The 22320-nt window shown below is 44.6% G+C and carries 21 protein-coding genes; 14 read left to right on the top strand and 7 right to left on the bottom strand.

The window, feature by feature from the left end; genetic code table 11:
- The first annotated feature begins 29 nt into the window (after positions 1-29).
- The 6 genes from IGK61_RS14240 (at position 30) to IGK61_RS14215 (ending at position 6392) form a co-directional block, all read left to right on the top strand.
- Positions 30-866 (top strand): YitT family protein, encoded by an 837-nt coding sequence (locus tag IGK61_RS14240; protein WP_015510257.1) that lies wholly within the window; start codon positions 30-32, stop codon positions 864-866.
- A gap of 272 nt (positions 867-1138) precedes the next feature.
- On the top strand, positions 1139-2737 hold the full coding sequence (locus IGK61_RS14235) for a mannitol dehydrogenase family protein (protein ID WP_074535463.1): 1599 nt from the start codon (positions 1139-1141) through the stop codon (positions 2735-2737).
- Between the two features lie 3 nt (positions 2738-2740).
- The gene (uxuA, locus tag IGK61_RS14230) at positions 2741-3817 is read left to right on the top strand and encodes a mannonate dehydratase (RefSeq protein ID WP_074535464.1); all 1077 of its coding nucleotides are present in this window, start codon (positions 2741-2743) and stop codon (positions 3815-3817) included.
- A 16-nt stretch (positions 3818-3833) separates the two neighbouring features.
- Positions 3834-5222 (top strand): glucuronate isomerase, encoded by a 1389-nt coding sequence (gene uxaC, locus IGK61_RS14225; protein WP_074535465.1) that lies wholly within the window; start codon positions 3834-3836, stop codon positions 5220-5222.
- A gap of 139 nt (positions 5223-5361) precedes the next feature.
- A complete protein-coding gene (locus tag IGK61_RS14220) occupies positions 5362-5688 on the top strand; it encodes an MGMT family protein (protein ID WP_005228493.1) in 327 nt (108 codons plus the stop codon).
- Positions 5685-6392: a GntR family transcriptional regulator gene (locus IGK61_RS14215; RefSeq protein WP_005234110.1), complete on the top strand. Its 708-nt coding sequence runs from the start codon at positions 5685-5687 to the stop codon at positions 6390-6392. Before IGK61_RS14220 ends, IGK61_RS14215 begins: the two co-directional genes overlap by 4 nt.
- Before the next feature lie 96 nt (positions 6393-6488).
- On the opposite strand, the gene IGK61_RS14210 is transcribed toward IGK61_RS14215, so the two are convergent.
- Entirely contained in the window at positions 6489-7688 is a 1200-nt protein-coding gene (locus IGK61_RS14210; protein ID WP_005234111.1) for an enolase C-terminal domain-like protein, read from the bottom strand.
- Between the two features lie 289 nt (positions 7689-7977).
- On the opposite strand from IGK61_RS14210, the gene IGK61_RS14205 reads away from it, so the two are divergent.
- Positions 7978-9807, top strand: coding sequence for a glucose PTS transporter subunit IIA (locus IGK61_RS14205; RefSeq protein WP_074535466.1), 1830 nt, complete (start codon positions 7978-7980; stop codon positions 9805-9807).
- Positions 9808-9872: 65 nt separating this feature from the next.
- Here the strand turns inward: IGK61_RS14205 and IGK61_RS14200 are convergent, their stop codons facing one another.
- The 5 genes from IGK61_RS14200 to IGK61_RS14180 form a co-directional block, all read right to left on the bottom strand.
- Positions 9873-11147, bottom strand: coding sequence for an ABC transporter permease (locus tag IGK61_RS14200; protein WP_438844953.1), 1275 nt, complete (start codon positions 11145-11147; stop codon positions 9873-9875).
- Positions 11148-11155: 8 nt separating this feature from the next.
- The gene (locus IGK61_RS14195; RefSeq protein WP_074535467.1) at positions 11156-11827 is read right to left on the bottom strand and encodes an ABC transporter ATP-binding protein; all 672 of its coding nucleotides are present in this window, start codon (positions 11825-11827) and stop codon (positions 11156-11158) included.
- Between the two features lie 153 nt (positions 11828-11980).
- The gene (locus tag IGK61_RS14190; RefSeq protein WP_005228499.1) at positions 11981-12751 is read right to left on the bottom strand and encodes an ABC transporter permease; all 771 of its coding nucleotides are present in this window, start codon (positions 12749-12751) and stop codon (positions 11981-11983) included.
- Complete coding sequence (locus IGK61_RS14185; RefSeq protein WP_074535468.1) at positions 12744-13679, bottom strand: ABC transporter ATP-binding protein; 936 nt, start codon at positions 13677-13679, stop codon at positions 12744-12746. Before IGK61_RS14185 ends, IGK61_RS14190 begins: the two co-directional genes overlap by 8 nt.
- A 176-nt stretch (positions 13680-13855) precedes the next feature.
- Positions 13856-14104 (bottom strand): helix-turn-helix domain-containing protein, encoded by a 249-nt coding sequence (locus IGK61_RS14180; RefSeq protein ID WP_005234115.1) that lies wholly within the window; start codon positions 14102-14104, stop codon positions 13856-13858.
- Between the two features lie 193 nt (positions 14105-14297).
- On the opposite strand from IGK61_RS14180, the gene IGK61_RS14175 reads away from it, so the two are divergent.
- Both IGK61_RS14175 and IGK61_RS14170 read left to right on the top strand, forming a co-directional pair.
- Entirely contained in the window at positions 14298-14561 is a 264-nt protein-coding gene (locus tag IGK61_RS14175; protein ID WP_074535469.1) for a hypothetical protein, read from the top strand.
- 13 nt (positions 14562-14574) lie between these two features.
- Positions 14575-15492: a LacI family DNA-binding transcriptional regulator gene (locus IGK61_RS14170; protein ID WP_010749901.1), complete on the top strand. Its 918-nt coding sequence runs from the start codon at positions 14575-14577 to the stop codon at positions 15490-15492.
- A gap of 60 nt (positions 15493-15552) precedes the next feature.
- Here the strand turns inward: IGK61_RS14170 and IGK61_RS14165 are convergent, their stop codons facing one another.
- Positions 15553-16326 carry a MerR family transcriptional regulator gene (locus IGK61_RS14165; protein WP_074535470.1) on the bottom strand — a complete coding sequence of 258 codons (774 nt, stop codon included), beginning with the start codon at positions 16324-16326 and terminating at the stop codon, positions 15553-15555.
- Between the two features lie 114 nt (positions 16327-16440).
- Between IGK61_RS14165 and IGK61_RS14160 the strand changes: the two genes are divergently transcribed.
- The 5 genes from IGK61_RS14160 (at position 16441) to IGK61_RS14140 (ending at position 22277) form a co-directional block, all read left to right on the top strand.
- Entirely contained in the window at positions 16441-17322 is an 882-nt protein-coding gene (locus IGK61_RS14160; protein ID WP_074535471.1) for an HAD-IIB family hydrolase, read from the top strand.
- Positions 17309-17662: a DUF1827 family protein gene (locus IGK61_RS14155; protein WP_010749898.1), complete on the top strand. Its 354-nt coding sequence runs from the start codon at positions 17309-17311 to the stop codon at positions 17660-17662. The genes IGK61_RS14160 and IGK61_RS14155 overlap by 14 nt, the downstream gene beginning before the upstream one ends.
- Before the next feature lie 249 nt (positions 17663-17911).
- Complete coding sequence (locus tag IGK61_RS14150) at positions 17912-19378, top strand: nicotinate phosphoribosyltransferase (protein ID WP_010749897.1); 1467 nt, start codon at positions 17912-17914, stop codon at positions 19376-19378.
- A gap of 62 nt (positions 19379-19440) precedes the next feature.
- Entirely contained in the window at positions 19441-20265 is an 825-nt protein-coding gene (nadE, locus tag IGK61_RS14145) for an ammonia-dependent NAD(+) synthetase (protein ID WP_074535472.1), read from the top strand.
- Between the two features lie 191 nt (positions 20266-20456).
- Positions 20457-22277: an LTA synthase family protein gene (locus tag IGK61_RS14140; RefSeq protein ID WP_081343862.1), complete on the top strand. Its 1821-nt coding sequence runs from the start codon at positions 20457-20459 to the stop codon at positions 22275-22277.
- Positions 22278-22320: the final 43 nt, after the last annotated feature.

Raw genomic sequence — 22320 nt, 5'->3', positions numbered from 1 at the left:
GTGTAAATGACAGAGAAAAGAGGAAACAAATGACAATTCTGAAAACCTATGGAAAAATCACCGCAGCACTTTTCTTGTTAGCGGCAAGCATCAATTTATTTTTAGGACCGCATCATGTGGCAGCTGGCGGTGTCAGCGGAATCGGTATTTTATTAGAGTCAGCACTCGGTTGGGATCGAGCGGCTGTGATCATGGTCTTGAATATTCTCATGCTTATTCTTGCCTATGCCTTTTTAGGGAAGGGGCCTTTTATGAAAGTCCTCTATGGTAGTTTTGCTTTTCCAGTAGCAATTGCTTTAGTTCCGGAATATATGGTGGCTGAAGACCGGTTGCTTTCCGTGATTTTTGGCAGTGCGATTTTTGCTTTAGGAGTAGCGATTTTGTACAAAAATCAGTCTTCCAGCGGCGGCACAACGATTCCACCGCTGATTTTCAAGAAATACTTTAATTTGAATCCAGCGATTGGCTTGCTGGCGACCGATGCGATCGTTGTTTCCATGAACTTGTTCGTTTTCGGGTTTGAAGAGTTCTTGTTTGCGATCTTATCGATCGTGATCACCTCTGGTGTGATGACCTACATTGAAACCGGCTTTAACCGAAAGAAATCTATCATGATCTTAAGTGAGAACCACGTGAATGAGATTCGAGAAGCGGTCTTTGATAAAACAGCTCGGGGTGCGACCCTGTTGGCTGCCCAAGGCGGTTACCAGCAAGCCGACAAGCAAGTGCTGCTGATCGTTGCCAGCGACCAAGAGTTTATGCAGATCAGACAAATCATTGAGACTATTGACCCAAAAGCGTTTGTGATCGTCAATAATGTCTCGGAAGTACTGGGGCAAGGTTTTAGTTATCATCCCATTGAATGATGCGAAACACAGTCAAATTCTGCTATGCCTATTACAAAACACAGCGAAGCGAACGCCACTTCACTGTGTTTTTTTGTCTTGTTCATTTAACGCAGTAAGGTCAAACCAGAAATGGAACAGTCTAGAGAAAATACTAGCCTTTGTTCGCAGGGAAGAATCATTCTTGCGAACAAAAACAAATTGCAGGTTTCTCTCTTGAAAATGCTTGCATTTTTCTTTTGTGTAGATTAGAATACTAATATATCAGTTTGTGTAATTTAAGGAGGATATTCATGTTTGATCACAATGTCTTGAAAAAGGCGCACGTCATTTTTCCTGCTGAAAAAAAAGCAGCGATTGATGCTCAAACAGCAATACAACCGAGATGGCTTCATTTTGGCGGAGGAAATTTATACCGAGCGTTTCATGCAGAAATCGCACAATCCTTGATTGATCAGAACGAATTATCGAGCGGCATCGTTGTCTGCGAAACATTTGATGAACAGATAATCGATCAAGTATATACACCTTATGAGAATGATATTCTGGAAGTGATCATGCATGAGGATGGTCAATTAACGAAAAAACTTTTGCAATCGACAGCTGCCAGTTATTATTGTCATCCATCTTGCACCGATAGTTATCAAAAGGTACGTCAGCTGTTTAGCGATCCTTCTGTGCAGCTGGTCACCGTAACAATCACAGAAAAAGGCTATGGCTTAAAAGACAGTCAGGGGAATTTTTTGCCTGTCGTTCAAGCGGATCTCGCTGCGGGTCCTCATCAGGTCAACCATACAATGAGCATTTTGGCTAGCTTTTTATGGGATCGTTTTCAGGAAGGGGCACTTCCGATCGCTATGGTTTCCACCGACAATTTTTCGCAAAATGGGCTCCGTTTCCAAGCGGCGATTGTCACCATCGCAAAAGAGTGGCAAAAGCTGGGGCATGTTTCAGAAGCGTTTGTCCGATACTTAGAAAACAACGCGCAAGTGACGTTTCCGTGGTCAATGATCGATCGGATCACGCCAAATCCTTCAACAGCAGTTGCAGAAGAATTAGCAGCAGCTGGCATTCAGCAGCTGCCAGTCATTCGGACCGATAAAGGAACGACGATCGCTCCGTTTGCTAACACAGAGGCGACTCATTACTTGGTGATTGAAGATGATTTCCCGAACGGTCGCCCGAATTTAGATAAAGCAGGGGTGATCTTGACGAGTCGAGAGATCGTAGACAAAACCGATAGTATGAAAGTCACAACTTGTTTGAATCCACTGCATACGGCAATGAGTTTGTTCGGCTGTTTACTCGGCTATACATCCATTGCTGCGGAAATGACGGATCCAGATATTGTCGCTTTGATCAAAGGAATCGGCTATCGTGAAGGCTTACCGGTAGTGGAAGATCCTGAGATCATTCAGCCAAAGAAATTTATCGATGAGGTGGTCGGTCTTCGTTTACCGAATCCGCTGATTCCTGACACTCCACAGCGGATCGCCGCAGATACCTCACAGAAAATCGCCATCCGTTTTGGCGAAACCATCAAAAAGTATGTGGAAAAAGAAGGCTCGGCTTCTGAGCTGACTTTCATTCCCTTAGCGATTGCAGGCTGGTTGCGTTATCTCTTAGCGATCGATGATGAAGGCCATCCATTTGTCCCAAGTCCTGATCCCCTCTTAGCAGAATTACAAGAGATTTTACGTGAGTGTCAATTGGGGACAGCCGCCGATGTTCAAGGGATCATTCGACCAATCTTAGCAAATCCGCAGATTTTTGGTTTGGATCTCTATCAAGCAGGAATCGCTGAAAACGTGGGTCACTTGTTCGCTAAGATGCTAACAGGAACCGGCGCAGTTCGTAAAACATTACATGAAACAGTAGAAGGGATCGAATAAAAAATGGAAATGACATTTCGTTGGTATGGAAAAGAATACGATAAAATCAAGTTAGCAGATATCCGTCAAATTCCTGGGATGAAAGGCATCGTCGGCACACTTTTTGATTTGCCTGCTGGGGCAGTTTGGCCCAAAGAACGGATCAAGGCGCTCGTGGAAGAAGTCGAAGCAGCTGGACTTTCTCTGAAGGTGATCGAAAGTGTCAATATTCATGATGACATCAAGATTGGCTTGCCTTCGAGAGACCTGTATATCGAAAACTACAAAGAAACGATTCGTAATTTGGCAGCATACGGGATCGAAGTGATCTGCTATAATTTTATGCCGATTTTTGATTGGATCAAAACGGATCTCGATTATCGCTTAGCCGATGGTTCTTCTACGATGGCATTTGAAAAAGCAGGGATCGACAAAGACCCAGAAGAGATCGTCAAAGAAGTTGAGGAGTCAAGCTCTGGCTATACCTTGCCAGGCTGGGAACCAGAACGTTTGGCACATGTCAAAGAATTGTTTGCTGCGTATAAGGATGTCGATGATGACAAATTAAGAGAAAACTTTGCTTATTTCCTAAAAGCCATCATTCCCACCTGCGAAGAGGTCGGCATCAAGATGGCTGTTCATCCAGATGATCCTCCCTATTCGATTTTTGGTCTGCCGCGTATCGTTAAAAACCGTGATGATCTGGATTGGGTCTGTAACGTGGTCGACAGTCCGTCAAATGGCATCACACTTTGTACTGGCAGTATCGCCGAAGACCCAGCCAATAATGTCTATGAGATTTTGGCTGAGTTTTGTCGCCGGGATCGGATTCCTTTTGCCCATGTTCGTAACATTCAATACTTGGGCAATGACAAAGACTTTTATGAAGCACCGCATCTCTCCTATGAAGGCTCGTTAGACATGTATCAGATCCTAGAAGCGATGTACAAAAATGGCTTTGACGGCTATATTCGACCAGATCATGGGCGAATGATCTGGGGAGAAACGGGACGTCCAGGCTATGGCTTATATGATCGGGCGATCGGCGCTTCCTACTTATTAGGGTTGTGGGAAGCCATCGACAAGAGCGTGGGGCGTTAAGAAAAGGAGCGAAGAAATGTTTTTAACTGACGATTTTATTTTGAAAAACAGCTTTGCCAAAGAGTTATACCATGGGTATGCAAAAAAGCAGCCGATCATTGATTACCATTGTCATTTAGATCCGAAAGAGATTTTCGAAGACCAAAACTTCACCAATCTGACCCAAGCGTGGCTGGCGGGGGACCATTACAAATGGCGCTTGATGCGAGCCAATGGTGTTGCAGAATCTTTGATCACTGGCGATGCTGATGACTACGAAAAATTCTGTGCTTGGGCGCAGACCTTGGAGGCTTGCATTGGCAATCCCTTATATGTCTGGACCCATTTGGAATTGAAGCGAATCTTTGGTATTGATGAGCGGTTGACACTAGCCAATGCAGCAAGCATTTGGGAAAAAGCCAATCAACAGTTGCAGACGAAGGAATTTTCACCACGAGGGCTGATCAAAAAGATGGCCGTTGAGGTGATCTGTACGACGGATGATCCCATTGATTCGTTGACGTATCATCAAAAGCTGGCAGAAGAATCCTTTGCTGTGTTTCCTACCTTTCGTCCTGACAAAGCAATTAATCTACAGAATTCAGAATTTCCAGCATACCTTAAGCAATTGGCTGCAGCTGCGAGCAAAGAAATCACTAGCTATCAAACGCTGGTTGAAGCATTGACCGTGCGTATTTCCTACTTCCAGCAACGGGGCTGTCGTTTAGCAGATCACAGTCTGTCACGTCTTGGAGAGGAAGCCTACGATACCGCTGCACTTGAAGCGATTTTTCAGAAGCGTTTGACCACTGGGACACTGACTAATGAAGAAATCAGACAGTTTCAAACCGGCTTGCTGATTGACTTGATGCGCCAATACGCAAAGCAAGGCTGGACCGCGCAATTGCATCTGATGGCGACGCGCAACAACAATCAAAAACTTTTCCAACAACTAGGACCTGATAGCGGCGGTGATGCGATGGGGGACGACCGTCTAGCGAGCGGCTTAAGTCGGACATTGGCGCAGCTTCAGGCGGAAAGCTTACTGCCAAAGACGATTTTGTATTCACTGAACCCCAAAGATTATCCAGTGTTGACTGCGCTGATGGGGGCGTTCCAAGAAGAGAGCAAAGGCAAGCTGCAATTAGGCTCTGCTTGGTGGTTCAATGATACGTATTCTGGTATGCGGCATCAGTTGACGACCCTAGCAGAAGGCGGGATTCTTGGAAACTTCGTCGGCATGCTGACGGATTCTCGCAGCTTTTTGTCTTATCCACGCCACGAGTATTTCCGGCGGATTTTGTGTCAGGTGATCAGTGAATGGGTAGAAGACGGACAGCTGCCAGCAGATGAAATATATTTAGGGCAGATCGTCGCAGATATCTCTTATCACAATGCGAAAACCTACTTTGATTTTCCAAACTAATGACTACTCGATTCGTTCTTGGCTTGCTAGAGAAGGAATCGAGTGTTTGTATGGCTATTGCTAAAGTTGCGTCTGTTCATTTACTATTGGCAGGGAATCCAGTACTATGATAGAAAGAATCAAAGAAGGAGCGAACAGTATGAATCCATTCTATGAAGAAGTCTATGCGCTGGCGCGGCAGATCCCTTTTGGTAAAGTCGTCTCCTATAGTCAGATTGCGTGGAAATTGGGACAAATCAACGGCGCGCGAGCAGTCGGTCGAGCGATGCGCTTGAGCCCTCAGGATGTCCCTGCCCATCGAGTCGTGCGGGCAGATGGCGTCTTAGTTGGTCCCTCTGCCAATGTGCGAAAAGCAGCACTCGTCGATGAAGGGGTGGTCTTCAAAGCCAGTGGTCGTATCGATATGAAGGCTTGCAGTTGGTCCATGAGCGAGATCGCTCCCGCTCAAATGAAGGAGCCATTATGAAAAAACGTGAATTTATCGTGCAAGATCTGTTGAGTAAAATCTATCAGGAAGAATTTTCTGCCGGCAAATTACCCAACCAAAGAACCCTTGCGCAAACCTATGGCGTCTCGCGGTTTACGATCCAGCAAGCAATCAAAAACCTTGAAGAGATCGGGATCGTCAAAGTAGTACAAGGTTCAGGGATTTTTATCCATGAAAAATGGGTCAAAAACCCAATGATCTTTAATTCCTTGACCCGCACCCCTTATGACCGCATCCATTCCAAAATGATTTCCTTGAATAAGGCGGCAGCAACGTTGGATGAACAGCAGATTTTCCAAATAGGCCCAGACGAGGAAGTCTGGACCTTTGAACGAGTGCGGATCGTCAATTATAAAATCGAACAGCTGGAAACCTCTAAATTGCCCGTCAGCCTATTTCCTGAATTGACACAAGAAATCGTGGAGCACTCGATCCAACGCTATGTCGAAAGCTGCGGATACCGCATTTCCCACTACATCACAAGCTATACCCCCATCACCACATCGACCGCGCAATCGGGTATTTTATTGTGCAAGCGGGGAACACCGGCAATGCAGATCAGCAATCGGGCGATTTTAGAAGACGGCCGCGTGTATGAGTTCAGCAATATCGTTGCCATTGATTATGCCGTGACCTACATCCGTCCCTTTGACCGTGAGATCCATCGCTCACGCATCGATTGATTTTTAGGAAAGCAAATGTGCCAGTTGCGTCGTCTTTATCCACAGAGAACAAAAGACATCCCCTGTCGATTGGACAGGGGATGTCTTTTGTTGTGTTTAAGGAGTGATCAAAGTGCCGTCTGGTGTACGGCTCTGGGTCCATTCGTGAGGACGGTAAACCACGGGGAATTCCGCAGCTGCTGCTTCATCGAACGTGATTCCGATCCCACTTTTCTCGATGGGATAAAAATAGCCGTTTTCAGGTTGCGGGCTACCACCAAAGACCGACTGTGTATTTGCTGGGATCGCAATCGTTTCTTGGATCGCGGCATTGTGGAGATGGATATTTAGATGGGTGTTGACGGCTAAGCCGACAGGGCTGATATCAGACGGCGTGTGCCAAGCGATCCGAATGCCCATCGCATCGCAGAAGTGAGCCAATTTCAATGCTGGCGTGATCCCACCGATTTGTGAGACATGGGCACGCATAAAGTCAATCTGTTGATTTTTGACTAGCTCTTGCCATTCCATCGGATTATTGAACAATTCGCCGGTCGCGATCGGGGTCGCCGACTGGCTGCGGAGTTGCTGCAACCACTTGTTTTGATCCGGCGGCAAAATATCTTCTAGGAAAAAGAGATTGAAAGGCTCAGCGGCTTTTGCAAATTGAATCGCTTGGTTTGGATGCAACCGTTCATGCACGTCATGCAGCATTTGAAATTGATTGCCGTATCGTTCTTGGATCGCAGCAAACATTTTCAGTGTTGTGTCCATGTAGTCTGTTTGATCAAAATAGGAACCAGCGATGGGCTGATCGGGTGTTTGCAGTTGGCTAGGATTTCCACCATAAAAGCCTAATTGGCAACGGATATAGCGATAGCCCTCAGCCAAGAAGCGATCGATTTCTTGATAAAGGTCTTCGAGATTATCTGCCACGGCATGGGTATAGGCGGGAATCGCCGTACGCGCTTTTCCACCTAACAGTTGATACAATGGCATATCGGCTAATTGTCCCTTGATGTCCCATAAAGCCATGTCGACTCCTGAGATGGCATTGTTGGTGATCGGACCATTCCGCCAGTAAGAATTGACATTCATCACTTGCCAAAGATCTTCGATTTGATTGGCATCGCGGCCAAGTAAGAGGGGGCGTAAATACTCGTCAACGACGGTTTTTACGGCTAGTGGGCGAAACTGGAAGGTTGCGCAACCTAACCCAGATACGCCTTTGTTCGTTTCTACTTTAACGACAACAAGGTTATGACGATCAGGTTTGATCGCAAAGGCTTTGACGTCGGTGATGATCGTTGGTGTCATTTCATTCACTCCAATTTTTGTCTCTAGTTGCTATAGCCATTGAAACATGCTTGGCAACCGCTGTCAATTTGGTCTAATAAAAACTGGATATACACCATAAAACCAGTCCAATTTTTGCCTGTTTTATAATAAAACGTTGATATATAGCGTTTTTATTCTGGTTTTATCAAAAAAGGACTGGTTTTACAAGTCTGTGTGAGCATGCTACTATGTGTGTGAAAACGGAAACACCTGAAAGGGCGCCCGTCAAAAGGATCAGGACCGTTAGCAAACAACAGGGGGAAAAAAAATGACCAAAGAAGACATCGTAAAACAGATCATTAAAGATGTTGGCGGATCAGACAATATCAACAATGCATGGCACTGTATGACTCGCTTGCGTTTTGATTTAAAGGATGAGAAAAAAGTCGACTATGCGGCGTTAGAAAAAACACCCAAAGTCGTAGGAACAAAATATCAAAGCAATCAGCTGCAAGTAGTGATAGGAACGGATGTTGCTGATTATTATGCACCTTTAGCAAAAGAATTAGGTCTTGATGAAGCGAACCAAGGGGGAACATCAGAGAAAAAAGGAGCCGTTTCCTTATTTATGGATACCGTTTCTGGCGTTTTTGGTCCGATCGTTCCAGCTATCGCTGGCGCAGGAATGATCAAAGGATTGATGGCTGGATTGGTGGCATTGAATGTCATCTCAAATCAAACAGATACCTATTTAGTGATCGACATGATTGCGAGCGGCGTATTCACATTCTTGCCATTTTTTGTTGCTGCTTCTGCCGCTCGGATTTTTAAAACCAATCAATATTTAGCGATCGCAATCGCGGCAACGCTGCAATTTCCAACGATGACCAATGCGGTAGCCGAAGGGAGCATTTCCGCCTTTCGTTTGTTCGGCGTATTGCCAGTACCCGTCTTTAACTATGCAGGGACAGTGATTCCCATTATCTTTGCCGTGCTGGCGCTCAGTTATATTTACCGTTGGGTCGATAAACTCTTACCACAAGTGCTGCGTACCGTGTTTACACCGACGATTTCGTTGTTTGTCGCTGGTATCTTGACATTAACGGTCATTGGCCCAATCAGTATCCATCTAGGAAACTTATTGGCTGCTGGCGTGGCTGGATTATTCACTATCTCGCCTGTCTTAGCAGGAATCGTGGTAGGGGCGATTCGACCAATCGCAATCTTCACGGGACTGCATCATGCCATGACCCCGATCGCTTTGCAAAACTTTGCGAATCAAGGATATGATATGCTGATGCCAATGATGTTTATGGCAAATATGGCAATCACCGGCGCAACAGCAGCTATTTATTTCAAAGTCAAAACCAAAGAAGAAAAATCGATCATTCTATCGTCGGCGGTTTCAGGCTTGTTAGGGATCACAGAACCTGCGTTATTCGGGATTTTGTCGAAGTATAAAAAAGCCTTTATCGCAGCAACAGTCGGTAGTTCTGTGGCTTCTGCCTTCATCAGTTTCTTCGGTGTTCGTATTTATGGGTACATTCTTTCAAGTATCTTTAGTTTGCCAGCCTATATCGGGGAATACTTTATCTACGCCGTTCTAGGGATCATCTTGGCGATCGGCTTATCTTTTGCCATGAGCTGGTTCTTGGTACCAAATCAAGCAGCAGAAGGCGATCGTTACACCAACGAAGTGGATCTGCATGCCGTGACCCATGGTGAATACGTCCCATTAGAAGATGTACCAGATGAAGTTTTTTCAACGAAAATGATGGGAGAAGGCTATGCCATCGAGTCACAAGATGGCCAAATCTTTGCACCAGTCAGTGGCGAAGTCACCACTGTGTTCCCTTCAAAACATGCCGTCGGGATCAAAACCCAAAACGGCGTTGAAGTTCTTGTGCACATGGGGATCGATACAGTTTCCCTTGGCGGTCAAGGCTTTGAAGTCTTTGTCAAAGCTGGGGAGCAAGTAACTCCGCAAACCAAACTGGCACAAATGGATCTGCCGTTTATCAAGCAGCAAGGCAAAGAAACCATGGTGATCGTTTTGATCACCAACATGGATCGCGTGCAACAATTTTCTGGAAGTACTGATTTAGAAGGCAGACACCAAGCCGGTGCATTACTGGAAAAAGTCGTTTTGAATGCCTAATAAAAGAAAAAAGATGAGCTTCGTCAACGAAGTTCATCTTTTTTGTTTGTCCAGTAACTATTTTTTTACTCATAGCGCAAAGCTTGGATTGGATCTAGTTTACCTGCGCGGTTAGCAGGCAATGTGCCGGCTAAAAAGGCGATTAATAGGATGACACCCATAACAGTCAGCGTGTTCGACCAAGAAAAGCCGATCAATTCAAAGCCAGTCAATTCTTCTAGGAAGGTGTTCGCAGCGTAATCGTTGATGACATTTCCTAAACCATAAGCGGCGAGAATTCCGGTGAGGGCGCCAAAGAAACCAATCAAAAGCGCTTCGAAACTGAAGGTGAGAAAAACCTTGCTGCGGCTCATGCCTAATGCTTTCATCAATCCAATCTCACGGGTACGATCTTGAACTGACATATAAAGTGTATTGATGATACCAAAGCTAGCGGCAAGCAATGAGATAGCGCCAAAGAGTGTAAGAACCCCAGTGATAGCGTTGATGACCAGTCGGAACATATTGATTTCATCTTCGATCGTCATACCTTGAAACCCGAGTTCACGCAATTCTTTTTTGATCGTATCGATTTTTGTGTTGGACAGGCCATCCTCTAGATAGGCTTGTGCTGCAAATGATTGATTTTTTAAGTTTTCTGGTAATCCCTTTTCGGCGATTGTTTGCACGTGCTGGCTTAATGCTTGGTTCAAAATGGTCATGCCTGCTTGGATAAAACTAAAGTTACGCACTCCAACGACTTTGGCGGTCACAGTTTCTTGTTCGCCAGTCGCTTGAGCAGAAACTCCGAGAACGACTTTTTTTTCCAATGCATCTTGAGCATTTTTAAAACCTAGTGGTTCGATATATTCTTGATCAAGGACGATCTCATATGCGTCTGTTTCATTATTGATTTGTCGCCCCGCCTCTAAATCTAAATCAACACCAGCTGAGCCCATGGCGTTTAGTTGATATTTTGAATCAGTTAGTCCTTGAATATAATCAAGTGTTAAAGCCGCGATTGGTTCCACTCGTTGGATATGGTCAATTGTTTCTATTTGTTCGATATCCTTTGGAGTGATCATACTTGCCTCAGCGGTATTTTTTTCTGGATCGTATTCTTTTAAATTGCTGCCCGGAACCATGTTGCCAGTCCCATCTGATTTATAGACGGCTAAGAGCTGATCATTGCCAACAGTTTCTAGCTGCAGATCCATATAATTATTGACGCCGGTATTAATCCCCAGTGTTAAGTAGATCGTAAAAGACCCAATAAAGATTGCGATGATCGTTAGAAGTGTTCGACCTTTGTTGCGTAAGAGATTTCCTGCAGAAGATTTTACTAAATCGATTAGTTTCATTTTTCTACCTACTCAATCACTAAACCATCTTTGATATGGATCTGACGATCACAGCGATCAGCCAGCTCAGGATCGTGAGTGACGATGACTAAGGTGATATTTTCTTTTTTATTGAGGCCGAACAAAAGGTCTTCAACTTTTTGGCCAGTCGCTGAATCAAGGTTTCCAGTCGGTTCGTCGGCAAAAATGATCTTGGGTTTGTTAACGATGGCGCGGGCAATACAGACCCGCTGTTTTTGACCGCCAGAAAGATCGGTTGCTTTATTTTTGGATTTTTCTGATAATTCGACAGCTTGTAAGGCTTCATCCACCAATTTTTTTCGTTGACTGCGGCGCATGCCATTTATTTTTAATGGCAACATGACATTCTCATGGACTGTATCTTTAGCATTCATAAAGAATTGTTGGAAAACAAAGCCAAATGTTTCATTTCGTAAGTGATTTAATTCCGACGCTTTTTTTCCTTTGACGTTTTGACCCATCAAGAACAATTCTCCGCTAGTGGGTTGATCAAGTAACGCCAATAAATGCATCAATGTAGATTTTCCGGAACCGCTTTTTCCGACGATTGCTACTGAGTCACCTTCTCTGATTTTTAAATCAATTCCTTTTAACGCATTGAAGGATGATTCGCCTTTTCCGTAGACCCTTGTTAAGTTTCGTGCTTCTAAAACAATCATTTCATTCCTCCTCTTAAAAAGTTATTAAGTTAAGGTTATCACAAATAGTTGTCAATAAATCAGTCTCTAGTCGTAGATTTTTAAATATAATAAAAAAAAAGACGATTTCCGCTGGAAATCGTCTTGAAAATGCAAGAAAGATTTTAAGTTCAATTAACTACGCAGCCCGCGACCTTTTTGGATCAAGTACCAGCATACGCTGTATAAGACGACAATGAACAAGACCAAAATACCGATGGATAGGAAAATCGGGACATCGATGGTGCCCAAAAAGCCGTAACGGAAACCAGAGATCATATACACGATCGGATTGACTTTGGAGATCGTTTGCCAAATCGGCGGCAGCATGCTGATGGAGTAAAAGACGCCTCCAAGATAGGTCAATGGTTGTAAAACAAAGGTTGGCACGATGGAAACATCGTCAAATGATTGGGCGAAGATCCCATTTAGCAACCCTGCTAATGAAAATAAGATGGCGGTCATGACAAGGGTTAAGACAACGATGACCCAAGAATAAACATGTAATGGGACGAAGAAAAGGGAAATGATGGTCACCAATGTGCCCACCAAGATACTACGGCCAAGTCCGCCAAAGACAAAGCCCCAAATGATGACGTGGGTAGGGACCGGCGCCACTAAGAGTTCCTCAATGTTTTTTTGAAACTTCTGTGAAAAGAAGGAAGATGACACGTTAGAGTAAGAACTAGTGATCGTCGACATCATGATCAGCCCAGGAACGATAAATTCCATATAAGAAAAGCCGCCCATTTCGCCGATGCGGCTGCCTATCATTTTCCCAAAGATAATAAAGTATAAGGAAGTAGTGATGACGGGTGGGACGAGGGTCTGCACCCAAATCCGTAAATAGCGGTTGGTCTCTTTGACCGCTAAACTTTTTAAGGCTGTAAAATAAAGACTAAACATGGTTTTCCTCCGCTTCGTGTGATTCTTCGGTGATTTTCAAAAATAGTTCTTCCAAGCGATTGGATTTGTTGCGCATGGAGAGGACATTGATCCCTTGCTGACTGAATTGGGCAAAAAGATCGTTGACGCCTTGATCTCGAGCGACTTCAACAGCGATGGTCTGTTCATCTTCCATTTGGATCGGATACCCATTGATCGTTGGTGCTTGTTCAATCGGTGCGATATCAAAAAGAAAGGTTTCAAATTGCAGTTTTGCCAACAAGGACTTCATGCTGGTGTTTTCGATCAGTTCACCAGATTGGATGATCCCGATGTTGCGGCAAAGCATTTCCGCCTCTTCTAAATAATGGGTCGTCAAAATGATCGTTGTGCCCTTTTGGTTCAGCTCCCGCAAAAAGCTCCACATTTCCCGACGCAATTCGATATCGACACCTGCCGTCGGTTCATCCAAAATCAATAGCCGCGGTTCATGCATCAGGGCACGAGCAATCATCAAACGACGTTTCATCCCGCCCGACAGCATCCGCGCACGAACATTGCGTTTTTCCCACAAATTCGACTGTTTCAAGTATTTTTCGCTGCGCTTGATGGCCTCGTTGCGGGGGACACCATAATACCCAGCTTGATTGACGACGATCTGCTGGACCGTTTCAAAGGGATTGAAATTGAATTCTTGGGGAACCAGACCAATCTGTTGTTTGACTTGGACCAATTCTTTGTCTAAATCGTAGCCGAAGACTTTGACGCTTCCCGAAGATTTATTGACAAGAGAGGTGATAATGCCGATGGTGGTGGACTTTCCAGCGCCGTTTGGGCCTAACAAGGCATAAAAGTCGCCTTCTTCCACCGTCAAATTTATGCCCCGCAACGCTTCAACGCCGGTAGCATAGACTTTGCGTAAATCGGTTAGTTCTAGTGCATAGGTCATGTTTGTTTGAACTCCTTCTATGTATGATGGTTTATTCTATCATTTTTTTTCAAGAAGAACCGCATGATTTGATTTTTTTCATTTGATTAGATAACAATTGTTGCTAATCGATGAAAAGTGGGAAAGAGGCAAAAGAAAAAACGACCATTTGATCGTTTTTTCGATAAAGTCGATTGTTAGCATAAATACCGTTCTGGTCGTTCTGTCTGTCCTAATAAGTAATCGACAGAAACATTATAGAGGGAAGCTGCATGTAGCAGCGTCAATACATCGGGTAAGCGATCGCCTGCTTCGTATAAGGTGTAATCGGGGTAAGACACATCGAGATGCTGGCATACTTCTTTTGGGCTCAATCCGCGTTCTTCTCTTAAAAATTTGAAGCGGCAACGCAAGGTGTCTAATAAAAAAGCTTCTTCTAATGTCACTTTGCGGTCCTCCTTAAAAAATAGCGCTTTTTTTCGCACTGTTCTCTTTTTATTGTACCAACAAAAGCAAAATATGCGAAGTGATTCACATGAAGGGCGATCGGTTTTTGTCAAAAAGTGAAACAAATGACTTGCTCTGAGACGCGTTTCATACAGTATGCTTGATTTATAAAAAGGAAGGCGGGATGGAAACATGAATACATACATGAAGAAAAATAGTGCGGAATGTTGTTATGTGACGTTGGCATTTGATGGACAACAACTGGTATTGACGAAGCCCAAAGGGTTCTTTCAAGAACGGTTAGTAGAAATTCCTGTGGATGAGATCAGTCACTTGACGTGTGATGAACACTTCGGGTCTCAGCGCATCGGATTTATCCATCACAACGATTACTATGAATTTTATACATGTGGGTTAAGTGTGATAGACTATATGAAAGAACAATTATTCGTTTAAGGAGCAGTGAGTCATGGCAAACATTCGGGATATTGCACGCTTGACCGGCTATTCGGTCTCAACGGTTTCACGAGTCATTAATAACAATCCTTATGTCAGTGAAGAAAAGCGTCGTAAGATCCTGGCTGTCATGGAAGAGGTCAACTATATTCCGAATTACACGGCGCGGGCATTAAGTGTCGGCAAAACCAAAAATATCGGCGTGATCCTGCCGTTTGTCAATCATCCCTATTTTGATCGATTATTGAGCGGCATCACGACAGCAGCGTTTGCTCGTGGCTATAAGGTGACGCTTTTAGCCACGAACTATGATCCGCAAGTAGAGGAAGCGTATTTGCAAGAATTTGCGGCGAAAAGCTTTGATGCTTTGATCATTACTTCGCGGGCGAATCCGATCGAAACCTTATTGCCTTATCGTTCATACGGACGCATCGTGTTTTGTGAAAATATCTCGTATTTGACTGACGGCTGCACCTATATCGATCGAGAGGAATCGATCAAGGAGGTCTTCACGTATTTTAAGGAACAAGGCATCCAGAAAATCGGTGTGACATTGGGACGTAGCCGCAAGCTCAGCAGCAATTCAAAAATCACGGTCCGTTTGGCTCATGACTATTTTTCGACCTTTTCCGAAGACTTGATTTTTTGGGATTGTTTGACGGAAGAAGATGGCAAAGAAGCGGCTGCTTATTTTGCAGATAAAGGAGTCGAAGCGATTTTCACCAACGGGGATCATGTTGCTGCTGGGATCCAGTCGCAGGCGCCGGGAGAATGGCTCGTGATTGGACGGGACAATCTATACATCAGCGAGCTGCTGCAGCTTTCAACGATCGATCATCACTTGCAAGCTTGCGGGGAGACTGCCGTCCAATTGGCGGTAATGGAAAAAAGCGGCAACTATCGCATGCCCTATGAGTTCATCAAACGATAGCTACAGACGAAACGATGCGCAAACAGTGCCCTGAGCGGGCAGTGCTTGCGCATCGTTTTTTTAATGGGATTTGGTGTAATGGTCAATGATCTGTTTCAACAGCTGAGCGCTGCCGACGCCTGCTTTTTGATCGTAATAGGCGGTAAAACGCTCGTCTTGAACGTACATTTCCCCTAAAGATCGGTGATATTCTGCTGAGTAAAAGGGCGCTGCTTGTTTAAGCCATGCTTGATGCGCAGCAAAAGCCTTTTCGGCTTTGTCAGAAGGGATTCGTTTCCCTTCCTTTTCATTCAATAGCTCTTTTATCAGCTGCAATAAGCGGTTTTCGTTGTCGGTCAGTGCTTGATAATCGACTTGGGTCATCTGCTGCCACTTTTGGTTGCTTTGTTCGATGATTTCCTCACCGTAGGCTTCTCGTAATTCGGCACCGTAGTTCGCTTCGTTTTCACGAATTTTTTGTTCCTTAAAATAACGGAATTTCTCTTGATCGGTCATCGTCTTTTCTCCTTCATAATAATCAATTGTTTGCGCTAAGGTGGTCAAAAGACTGTCCAGGGCTGCTCGCTCTTGTAAAAGCTGTTGGTAATGCTGCAACAAGACCGTTTGGATCGATTCTTGTGGCTCATCCAAGATTCCGCGGATTGTTTCTAATGACAGCCCAAAAGACTTAAAATATAAAATCTGCTGTAGGCGATCGACTTCCTGTCTCCCGTAGATACGGTAACCAGCTGAGTTGGTGCGTTGCGGTTGTAACAACTTGATCTGATCATAATACCGCAGGGTACGGCTGCTGACTCCTGACAGTTTAGCTAAGGCACTGATCGTATATTCCATCGGCTTTTCCCTCCTTACACCTGTATCCTAAAGGTTGACGTAACGACAAAGTCAAGAAAATTTTTTTGCGTTTTTTAAAATGTGCTATAATTATAACAAAGAAAGGAAGATAAGATGCAAATAGTTTTTTCTGATATTGATGGGACGTTCCAAGAAATGGGGCACCCGATTCATGAGATCAATAAAGAAGCCATCCGTTGTTTGCAAGCCCAAGGGGATCACTTTGTGTTTGTCACAGGGCGAGGATTTGAGCTTGTTCAAGATATGATGGCGGAAGAAGACCTTTCCTGTGATGTGATTTTCGGAAACGGCGCTGGTCTGATGGTAAAAGGAGAAGCGCCTGTTTTGACGCATACCTTGCCCTATAAGACATTGGCGCAAGTGATTGGTATCTTAGAAACAGAAGAGGTTTTTTATTTCTTACATACTGACCATGGCATCATTTCCCCACAAGCGCATTTGTATGAAGCGCAATTTCAAGAAAGCCGCAAGCAGTTACTCGCGGAGTTAGGGGAGCGAGGACAAATCATCGCTGACTACAAATATGAGTTCTTTTACAACGAATGTCTTCATAAAGACGACGTGCTGCAGTTTATGAAGGAACATCCAGAGATAAAGGTCATCAAAATCGAACTGATGGAAGCGTCAGACGAAAAAAGAGAACGGCTGCGGGCGATGATCCAATCAGAAACGGCTGCGATTTTTCAATCCTTTGTCCAAACACTGGAGATCGTTGATCCATTGGCGACCAAAGGTGCCGCGATCCGTTCCTTTTTAGAAGCTTTTCCCGCTGCCAAAAGCTACGGGATCGGTGATGGTGAAAATGACCTTGCGATGTTTGAAGCGGTGGATGTTTCTTTGGCTGTAGCAAATGCCAGCCCAGCGATCAAAGCAGTTTGTGATCGAACCATTGAGCGCGCGGAAGACGGCGGTGTTGGCCGCTTTATTTTAACAGAATTAGTTTCGAGAGAGGATGTTGTGCATGAAGTTGATTGAAACCCCAGTAAACCAAAATCTAAATATGGAAACTTTTTACCCGAACATCTCCAAGTATCTATTTGACAAAATAGCGATCAAATACTATAAATTGTACTCGCTTGATCGGACGCAGATTCTCTATGTGGATAGTTTTGATACGATTTCTTTAGTATTGATCAACAATAAAAAGAAAATCAGTCGGGAAGAAGTTGACACAGCGATTCATCGTTTGCTGAAGGTCGATCGCAAAGACGTGACCGTCAATGTTAATATTCGTAAAGAAATGGAAGCAAGAGGCATCACCTTTTCTAAACCGAGGAAAGATGTCATTCTTGTTCAATTGCCTGTGAAAGAATAGTAGTTGAAAGAAGTTGGGACATGCACGTTGCAAGAGCAATCAAACGTTGAACAAAAGGGCGACCTTATACGCGCGCAGGAATGATGCGCCAATAAGTAGGAGGCTGACCCATGCTTTTGAGCAATTTGTTCTCAGGTGGATTGCCTTGTACGAGCAAAAACCCAACTTTTTTTTGAAAAAAACAAGATTTTCTGTCTTTTGTGTTTTTTTTGCTATAATGAGAAGAAGTAAGCTAGAGGGAGTAAGAACATGCAGAAATTATTTAAAGATGACAGCTTGACGCTGCACACCGATCTCTACCAAATCAACATGATGCAAACCTATTGGGAGTTAGGCAGAGCCGATCGTAATGCGGTGTTTGAATGCTATTTCCGTGACATGCCTTTTGAAAACGGCTATGCGATCTTTGCCGGTCTGGAACGATTGATCGACTATTTGAACGATTTATCCTTTTCAGAAACGGATATCGCCTACTTGCGAGAAATCGGCGGCTACCCAGAAGCCTTTTTAGAGTATCTAAAGGAGTTCAAGTTTGCTTGTACCGTTCGTTCTGCGTTAGAAGGCGATTTAGTCTTCAACAATGAACCGATCATTCAAGTAGAAGGGCCGTTGGCACAAGCACAGTTGATCGAAACGGCGTTACTGAATATGGTCAATTTCCAAACACTGATCGCCACGAAAGCGGCCCGCATCAAATCCGTGATCGGCACGGATCCCTTGTTGGAATTTGGTTCACGGCGGGCACAAGAATTGGATGCAGCCATTTGGGGGACCCGAGCGGCTTATATTGGCGGAGCAGATGCGACGAGTAATGTGCGGGCAGGGAAGATTTTTGGCATCCCAGCCAGCGGAACCCACGCCCATTCCCTCGTGCAATCCTACGGCAATGACTATGATGCATTTATGGCGTATGCCCAAACCCACAAAGATTGCGTATTCTTAGTCGATACCTATGATACATTGCGCTTAGGTGTGCCGAATGCGATTCGTGTGGCCAAAGAGATGGGGGATAAGATCAATTTCTTAGGTGTGCGGATCGACAGCGGCGATATGGCGTATATCTCGAAAAAAGTCCGTGAACAGCTGGATGAAGCGGGATTCACGGAAGCCAAAGTCTATGCTTCCAATGATCTAGACGAAAATACGATTCTAAGCTTGAAAATGCAAAAGGCGAAAATCGATGTGTGGGGTGTCGGCACCAAGCTGATCACCGCTTACGATCAACCGGCATTAGGCGCGGTTTATAAACTGGTGGCCATCGAAAATGAGCAGGGAGAAATGATCGACACCATCAAATTATCCAGCAATGCTGAAAAGGTTTCGACCCCTGGGAAAAAACAAGTTTGGCGGATCACCCGTAAATCTGACGGCAAGTCAGAAGGCGATTATGTCACGCTATGGGAAGAAAATCCCCAAGCAGCAGACGAACTGTTCATGTTCCATCCTGTTCATACCTTTATCAACAAAACAGTGACGAACTTTGATGCGCGACCATTATTGCAAGACATCTTTGTGGATGGCCAGCAAGTGTATCAAGTGCCTGACTTAGAACACATCAAAGCCTATGCGACGAATTGCTTGGATTCCCTTTGGGACGAGTACAAACGTGACTTGAATCCACAGAAATACCCAGTCGATCTTTCGCAAGAATGCTGGGATCATAAAATGCGCACGATTGAAAAAGTACGCAAACAAACCAATGGCGCGATTTTGTAATCCGCAACTGCGCTGGTCCTAGGATCAGTCAGCTGCTTCAAAAAATAAGAGGAGGCGTTTCTATGACCATGCAACAAGAAATTATCAAAGAATTAGGAGTCTTACCGACCATCGACCCGAAAGAAGAAGTTCGTAAGAGTATTGATTTTTTAAAGGCGTATCTGCAAAAGAATCCGTTCTTGCATACGTTTGTCTTGGGGATCAGTGGTGGACAAGATTCGACGTTAGCTGGACGGCTTGCGCAATTGACGATGGAGGAAATGCGCAGCGAAACTGGGAATCCCAACTATCAGTTCATAGGGGTACGCTTACCTTATGGGGAACAAGCAGATGAAGAAGATGCCAAAAAAGCCATTGAATTTATCAAACCAGACATTGAGCTGCGGGTAAACATCAAAGCCGCCGTCGATGCCCAAGTGCAAGCGGTGGAAGAAGCAGGCTTAGCGGTTTCTGACTTTAATAAAGGCAATATCAAAGCCCGTCAACGGATGATTACGCAATATGCCATTGCGGGTGAAAAAGCAGGGGCTGTTCTGGGAACAGATCATGCTGCGGAAAACATCACCGGCTTCTTTACGAAGTACGGGGATGGCGGAGCCGATATTTTACCACTGTTTCGTTTGAATAAACGCCAAGGACGTCAACTCTTGCAATACTTAGGCGCGCCAGAAGCGTTGTATACAAAAGTCCCAACTGCGGACTTGGAAGATGGCAAACCTTTAGTGGCAGATGAAGCAGCTTTAGGAGTGACCTACAACGACATCGATGACTATTTAGAAGGCAAGGAAATTTCGGCTGAAGCCCAACAAACCATTGAAAACTGGTGGAACAAAACGCAACACAAACGCCACTTGCCAGTCACGATCTTTGACGATTTTTGGAAATAAACGAAACCAGTGATTGAGTTCCATTCGGATAGAAAGAAGAGTCTAGGGGGCAAGAAACCTTAGACTCTTTTTTATGAGGGTTGCTTTCTTTAAAAATAACAAAATCTTCTTGCCCTGGCTTTACTTTCTTGTCTTGAAAGCATAAAATACGAGGGTACCTAGAACGTGTAGAAAAGGAGGAATGTTCCTTCGTGAAAATAAATAGCCATCCTTATCTGAAGATCGCATTAAAAGGCATCGCCATCGTCCTGTTGATCATTTTCAGTAATTTATATTTGCAATGGTGTCAAAACAATCTTTCCGTTGAATTAGCCTTGAAATTTGCCTTTTCGTGGCATACAGCAAAGTTTTTCTTGGCTTGTGGGGTGCTACTGCTGGTGTATGGGGTGTTTGCCAGCTTGGCAGGTTCGGTACTGATTGGGGGCATCTTTTATAGTGTCGTCATCGGAATCTTAGGGTATGCCAACCACACAAAGATGGTCTATCGCCAAGAACCAATCTATCCCGATGATTTAAAGATGGTCACTCAATTCGACCTTCTACGAACCATGATCGGCAATAGCGCCTTTTTCTTAGCCATCCTCTTCGCTCTGGCTGCGATCGGAGCGATCGGCTGGAGTATCTATCGCAGCCGCAAATTAAACCTGCGTTTGCAAGTGATGCGAGGAGCGGTGCTGGTCGTATGCTCGCTGGGCTTAGTCTATGTTTCTCACTTCAATGACAGCAACAACCTTTTACGCAAAGCCTACAATCAGACGGCGCTCTGGATTCCGTATTCACAAAAAATGAACTATTACAATACGGGATTCATCGGTGGGTTTTTGTACAACCTGCGGGTAGATGCCATGACGAAGCCTGAGGGGTATTCAAAAGAAGCGATCCAAGCGATTGCGGACACCTACAATGCACAGGCTGCGGAGAAAAATCAAGACCGTGAAAGTGAAGCACCAAATATCGTCTATGTGATGAGCGAGAGCTTTTCCGACCCGAGCCATTTAAATGGCTTGTCGATCACCGGCGATCCGTTGAAAGACTATTACCACGTCGCCGATCAAACCATCAGCGGAAAAATGCTTTCGCAAAATTATGGAGGCGGTACGGCAAACATCGAGTTTGAAGCGCTGACTGGCTTTGCCATGGGCCTATTGAATCCGCAAATGACGACGCCTTACACGATGCTAGTGCCGAAATTGACGCAACTGCCATCCTTGGTTTCTTTCTTGGAACAGTCCGGGTATACGGCAACGGCGATCCATCCTTACGATACATCGATGTACAAACGCAAGGATGTCTATGGGGTGATGGGGTTTGAACAGTTTATCGATCAAGAGACGATGACCTATACCGACAAAATCGAAAATAATCCTTATATTTCTGATGAGGCGGCCTACAAAGAAGTGCTGGCATTGTTGGAAAACGATCAGCAACCGCAATTTGTCCATTTAGTGACGATGCAGACCCATATGCCGTATACTGGTAAATACGATACCTTGAATTACCAAGCAAGCGGTCCGGGCAATATGGCTTCTTTGAAAAACTACCTGCAGGATATCTCCTACAGCAGTACAGCATTGAAAAACTTTGTAGCTGAATTAGAACAGCTGGATCGGCGAACGCTGGTCGTCTTTTGGGGGGATCATTTACCAGGCATTTATGCCGATGAGATCAAGGAGCAAAATGAAACGGCTGCCCTGCATGAAACGGAGTTTTTGATGGTCGATTCGCAAGGGAATTTTGCACCAGAAGATGTACCAGTAACAAGTCCCTTTTACTTTGCGCCGAACCTATTAGAAGCCAGTGACCAACCAACGAGCGGGTTTTACCAGTTGTTATTGGCCTTGCAAGATGAGCTGCCAGCTTTTGAAATGGGTCAATATTATCAAGGCGGGCAATGGCAGACGACCCTTGCATTGGATCAAGAAGCCCAAGAAATCTATGATGCCTACAATTTGATCCAATACGATGTGTTACAAGGAGAGCAATACAGTTTAACGACTGGTTTGTTTGGCTAAATGAAATGTAAAATAGCGCCTTATCCCAGTGTTAGTCACAGGA

It is taken from the genome of Enterococcus sp. AZ063 (genome assembly GCF_051715045.1).
In the GTDB taxonomy this organism is placed as follows: Bacteria; Bacillota; Bacilli; order Lactobacillales; family Enterococcaceae; genus Enterococcus_D; species Enterococcus_D casseliflavus.
This window is presented reverse-complemented; position numbering and strand designations above follow the sequence as displayed.

Coding starts and splice junctions, on each gene's coding strand:
- IGK61_RS14240 (WP_015510257.1), top strand. CDS start 30: ATGACAATTCTGAAAACCTATGGAAAAATCACCGCAGCACTTTTCTTG.
- IGK61_RS14235 (WP_074535463.1), top strand. CDS start 1,139: ATGTTTGATCACAATGTCTTGAAAAAGGCGCACGTCATTTTTCCTGCT.
- uxuA (WP_074535464.1), top strand. CDS start 2,741: ATGGAAATGACATTTCGTTGGTATGGAAAAGAATACGATAAAATCAAG.
- uxaC (WP_074535465.1), top strand. CDS start 3,834: ATGTTTTTAACTGACGATTTTATTTTGAAAAACAGCTTTGCCAAAGAG.
- IGK61_RS14220 (WP_005228493.1), top strand. CDS start 5,362: ATGAATCCATTCTATGAAGAAGTCTATGCGCTGGCGCGGCAGATCCCT.
- IGK61_RS14215 (WP_005234110.1), top strand. CDS start 5,685: ATGAAAAAACGTGAATTTATCGTGCAAGATCTGTTGAGTAAAATCTAT.
- IGK61_RS14210 (WP_005234111.1), bottom strand. CDS start 7,688: ATGACACCAACGATCATCACCGACGTCAAAGCCTTTGCGATCAAACCT.
- IGK61_RS14205 (WP_074535466.1), top strand. CDS start 7,978: ATGACCAAAGAAGACATCGTAAAACAGATCATTAAAGATGTTGGCGGA.
- IGK61_RS14200 (WP_438844953.1), bottom strand. CDS start 11,147: ATGAAACTAATCGATTTAGTAAAATCTTCTGCAGGAAATCTCTTACGC.
- IGK61_RS14195 (WP_074535467.1), bottom strand. CDS start 11,827: ATGATTGTTTTAGAAGCACGAAACTTAACAAGGGTCTACGGAAAAGGC.
- IGK61_RS14190 (WP_005228499.1), bottom strand. CDS start 12,751: ATGTTTAGTCTTTATTTTACAGCCTTAAAAAGTTTAGCGGTCAAAGAG.
- IGK61_RS14185 (WP_074535468.1), bottom strand. CDS start 13,679: ATGACCTATGCACTAGAACTAACCGATTTACGCAAAGTCTATGCTACC.
- IGK61_RS14175 (WP_074535469.1), top strand. CDS start 14,298: ATGAATACATACATGAAGAAAAATAGTGCGGAATGTTGTTATGTGACG.
- IGK61_RS14170 (WP_010749901.1), top strand. CDS start 14,575: ATGGCAAACATTCGGGATATTGCACGCTTGACCGGCTATTCGGTCTCA.
- IGK61_RS14165 (WP_074535470.1), bottom strand. CDS start 16,326: ATGGAATATACGATCAGTGCCTTAGCTAAACTGTCAGGAGTCAGCAGC.
- IGK61_RS14160 (WP_074535471.1), top strand. CDS start 16,441: ATGCAAATAGTTTTTTCTGATATTGATGGGACGTTCCAAGAAATGGGG.
- IGK61_RS14155 (WP_010749898.1), top strand. CDS start 17,309: ATGAAGTTGATTGAAACCCCAGTAAACCAAAATCTAAATATGGAAACT.
- IGK61_RS14150 (WP_010749897.1), top strand. CDS start 17,912: ATGCAGAAATTATTTAAAGATGACAGCTTGACGCTGCACACCGATCTC.
- nadE (WP_074535472.1), top strand. CDS start 19,441: ATGACCATGCAACAAGAAATTATCAAAGAATTAGGAGTCTTACCGACC.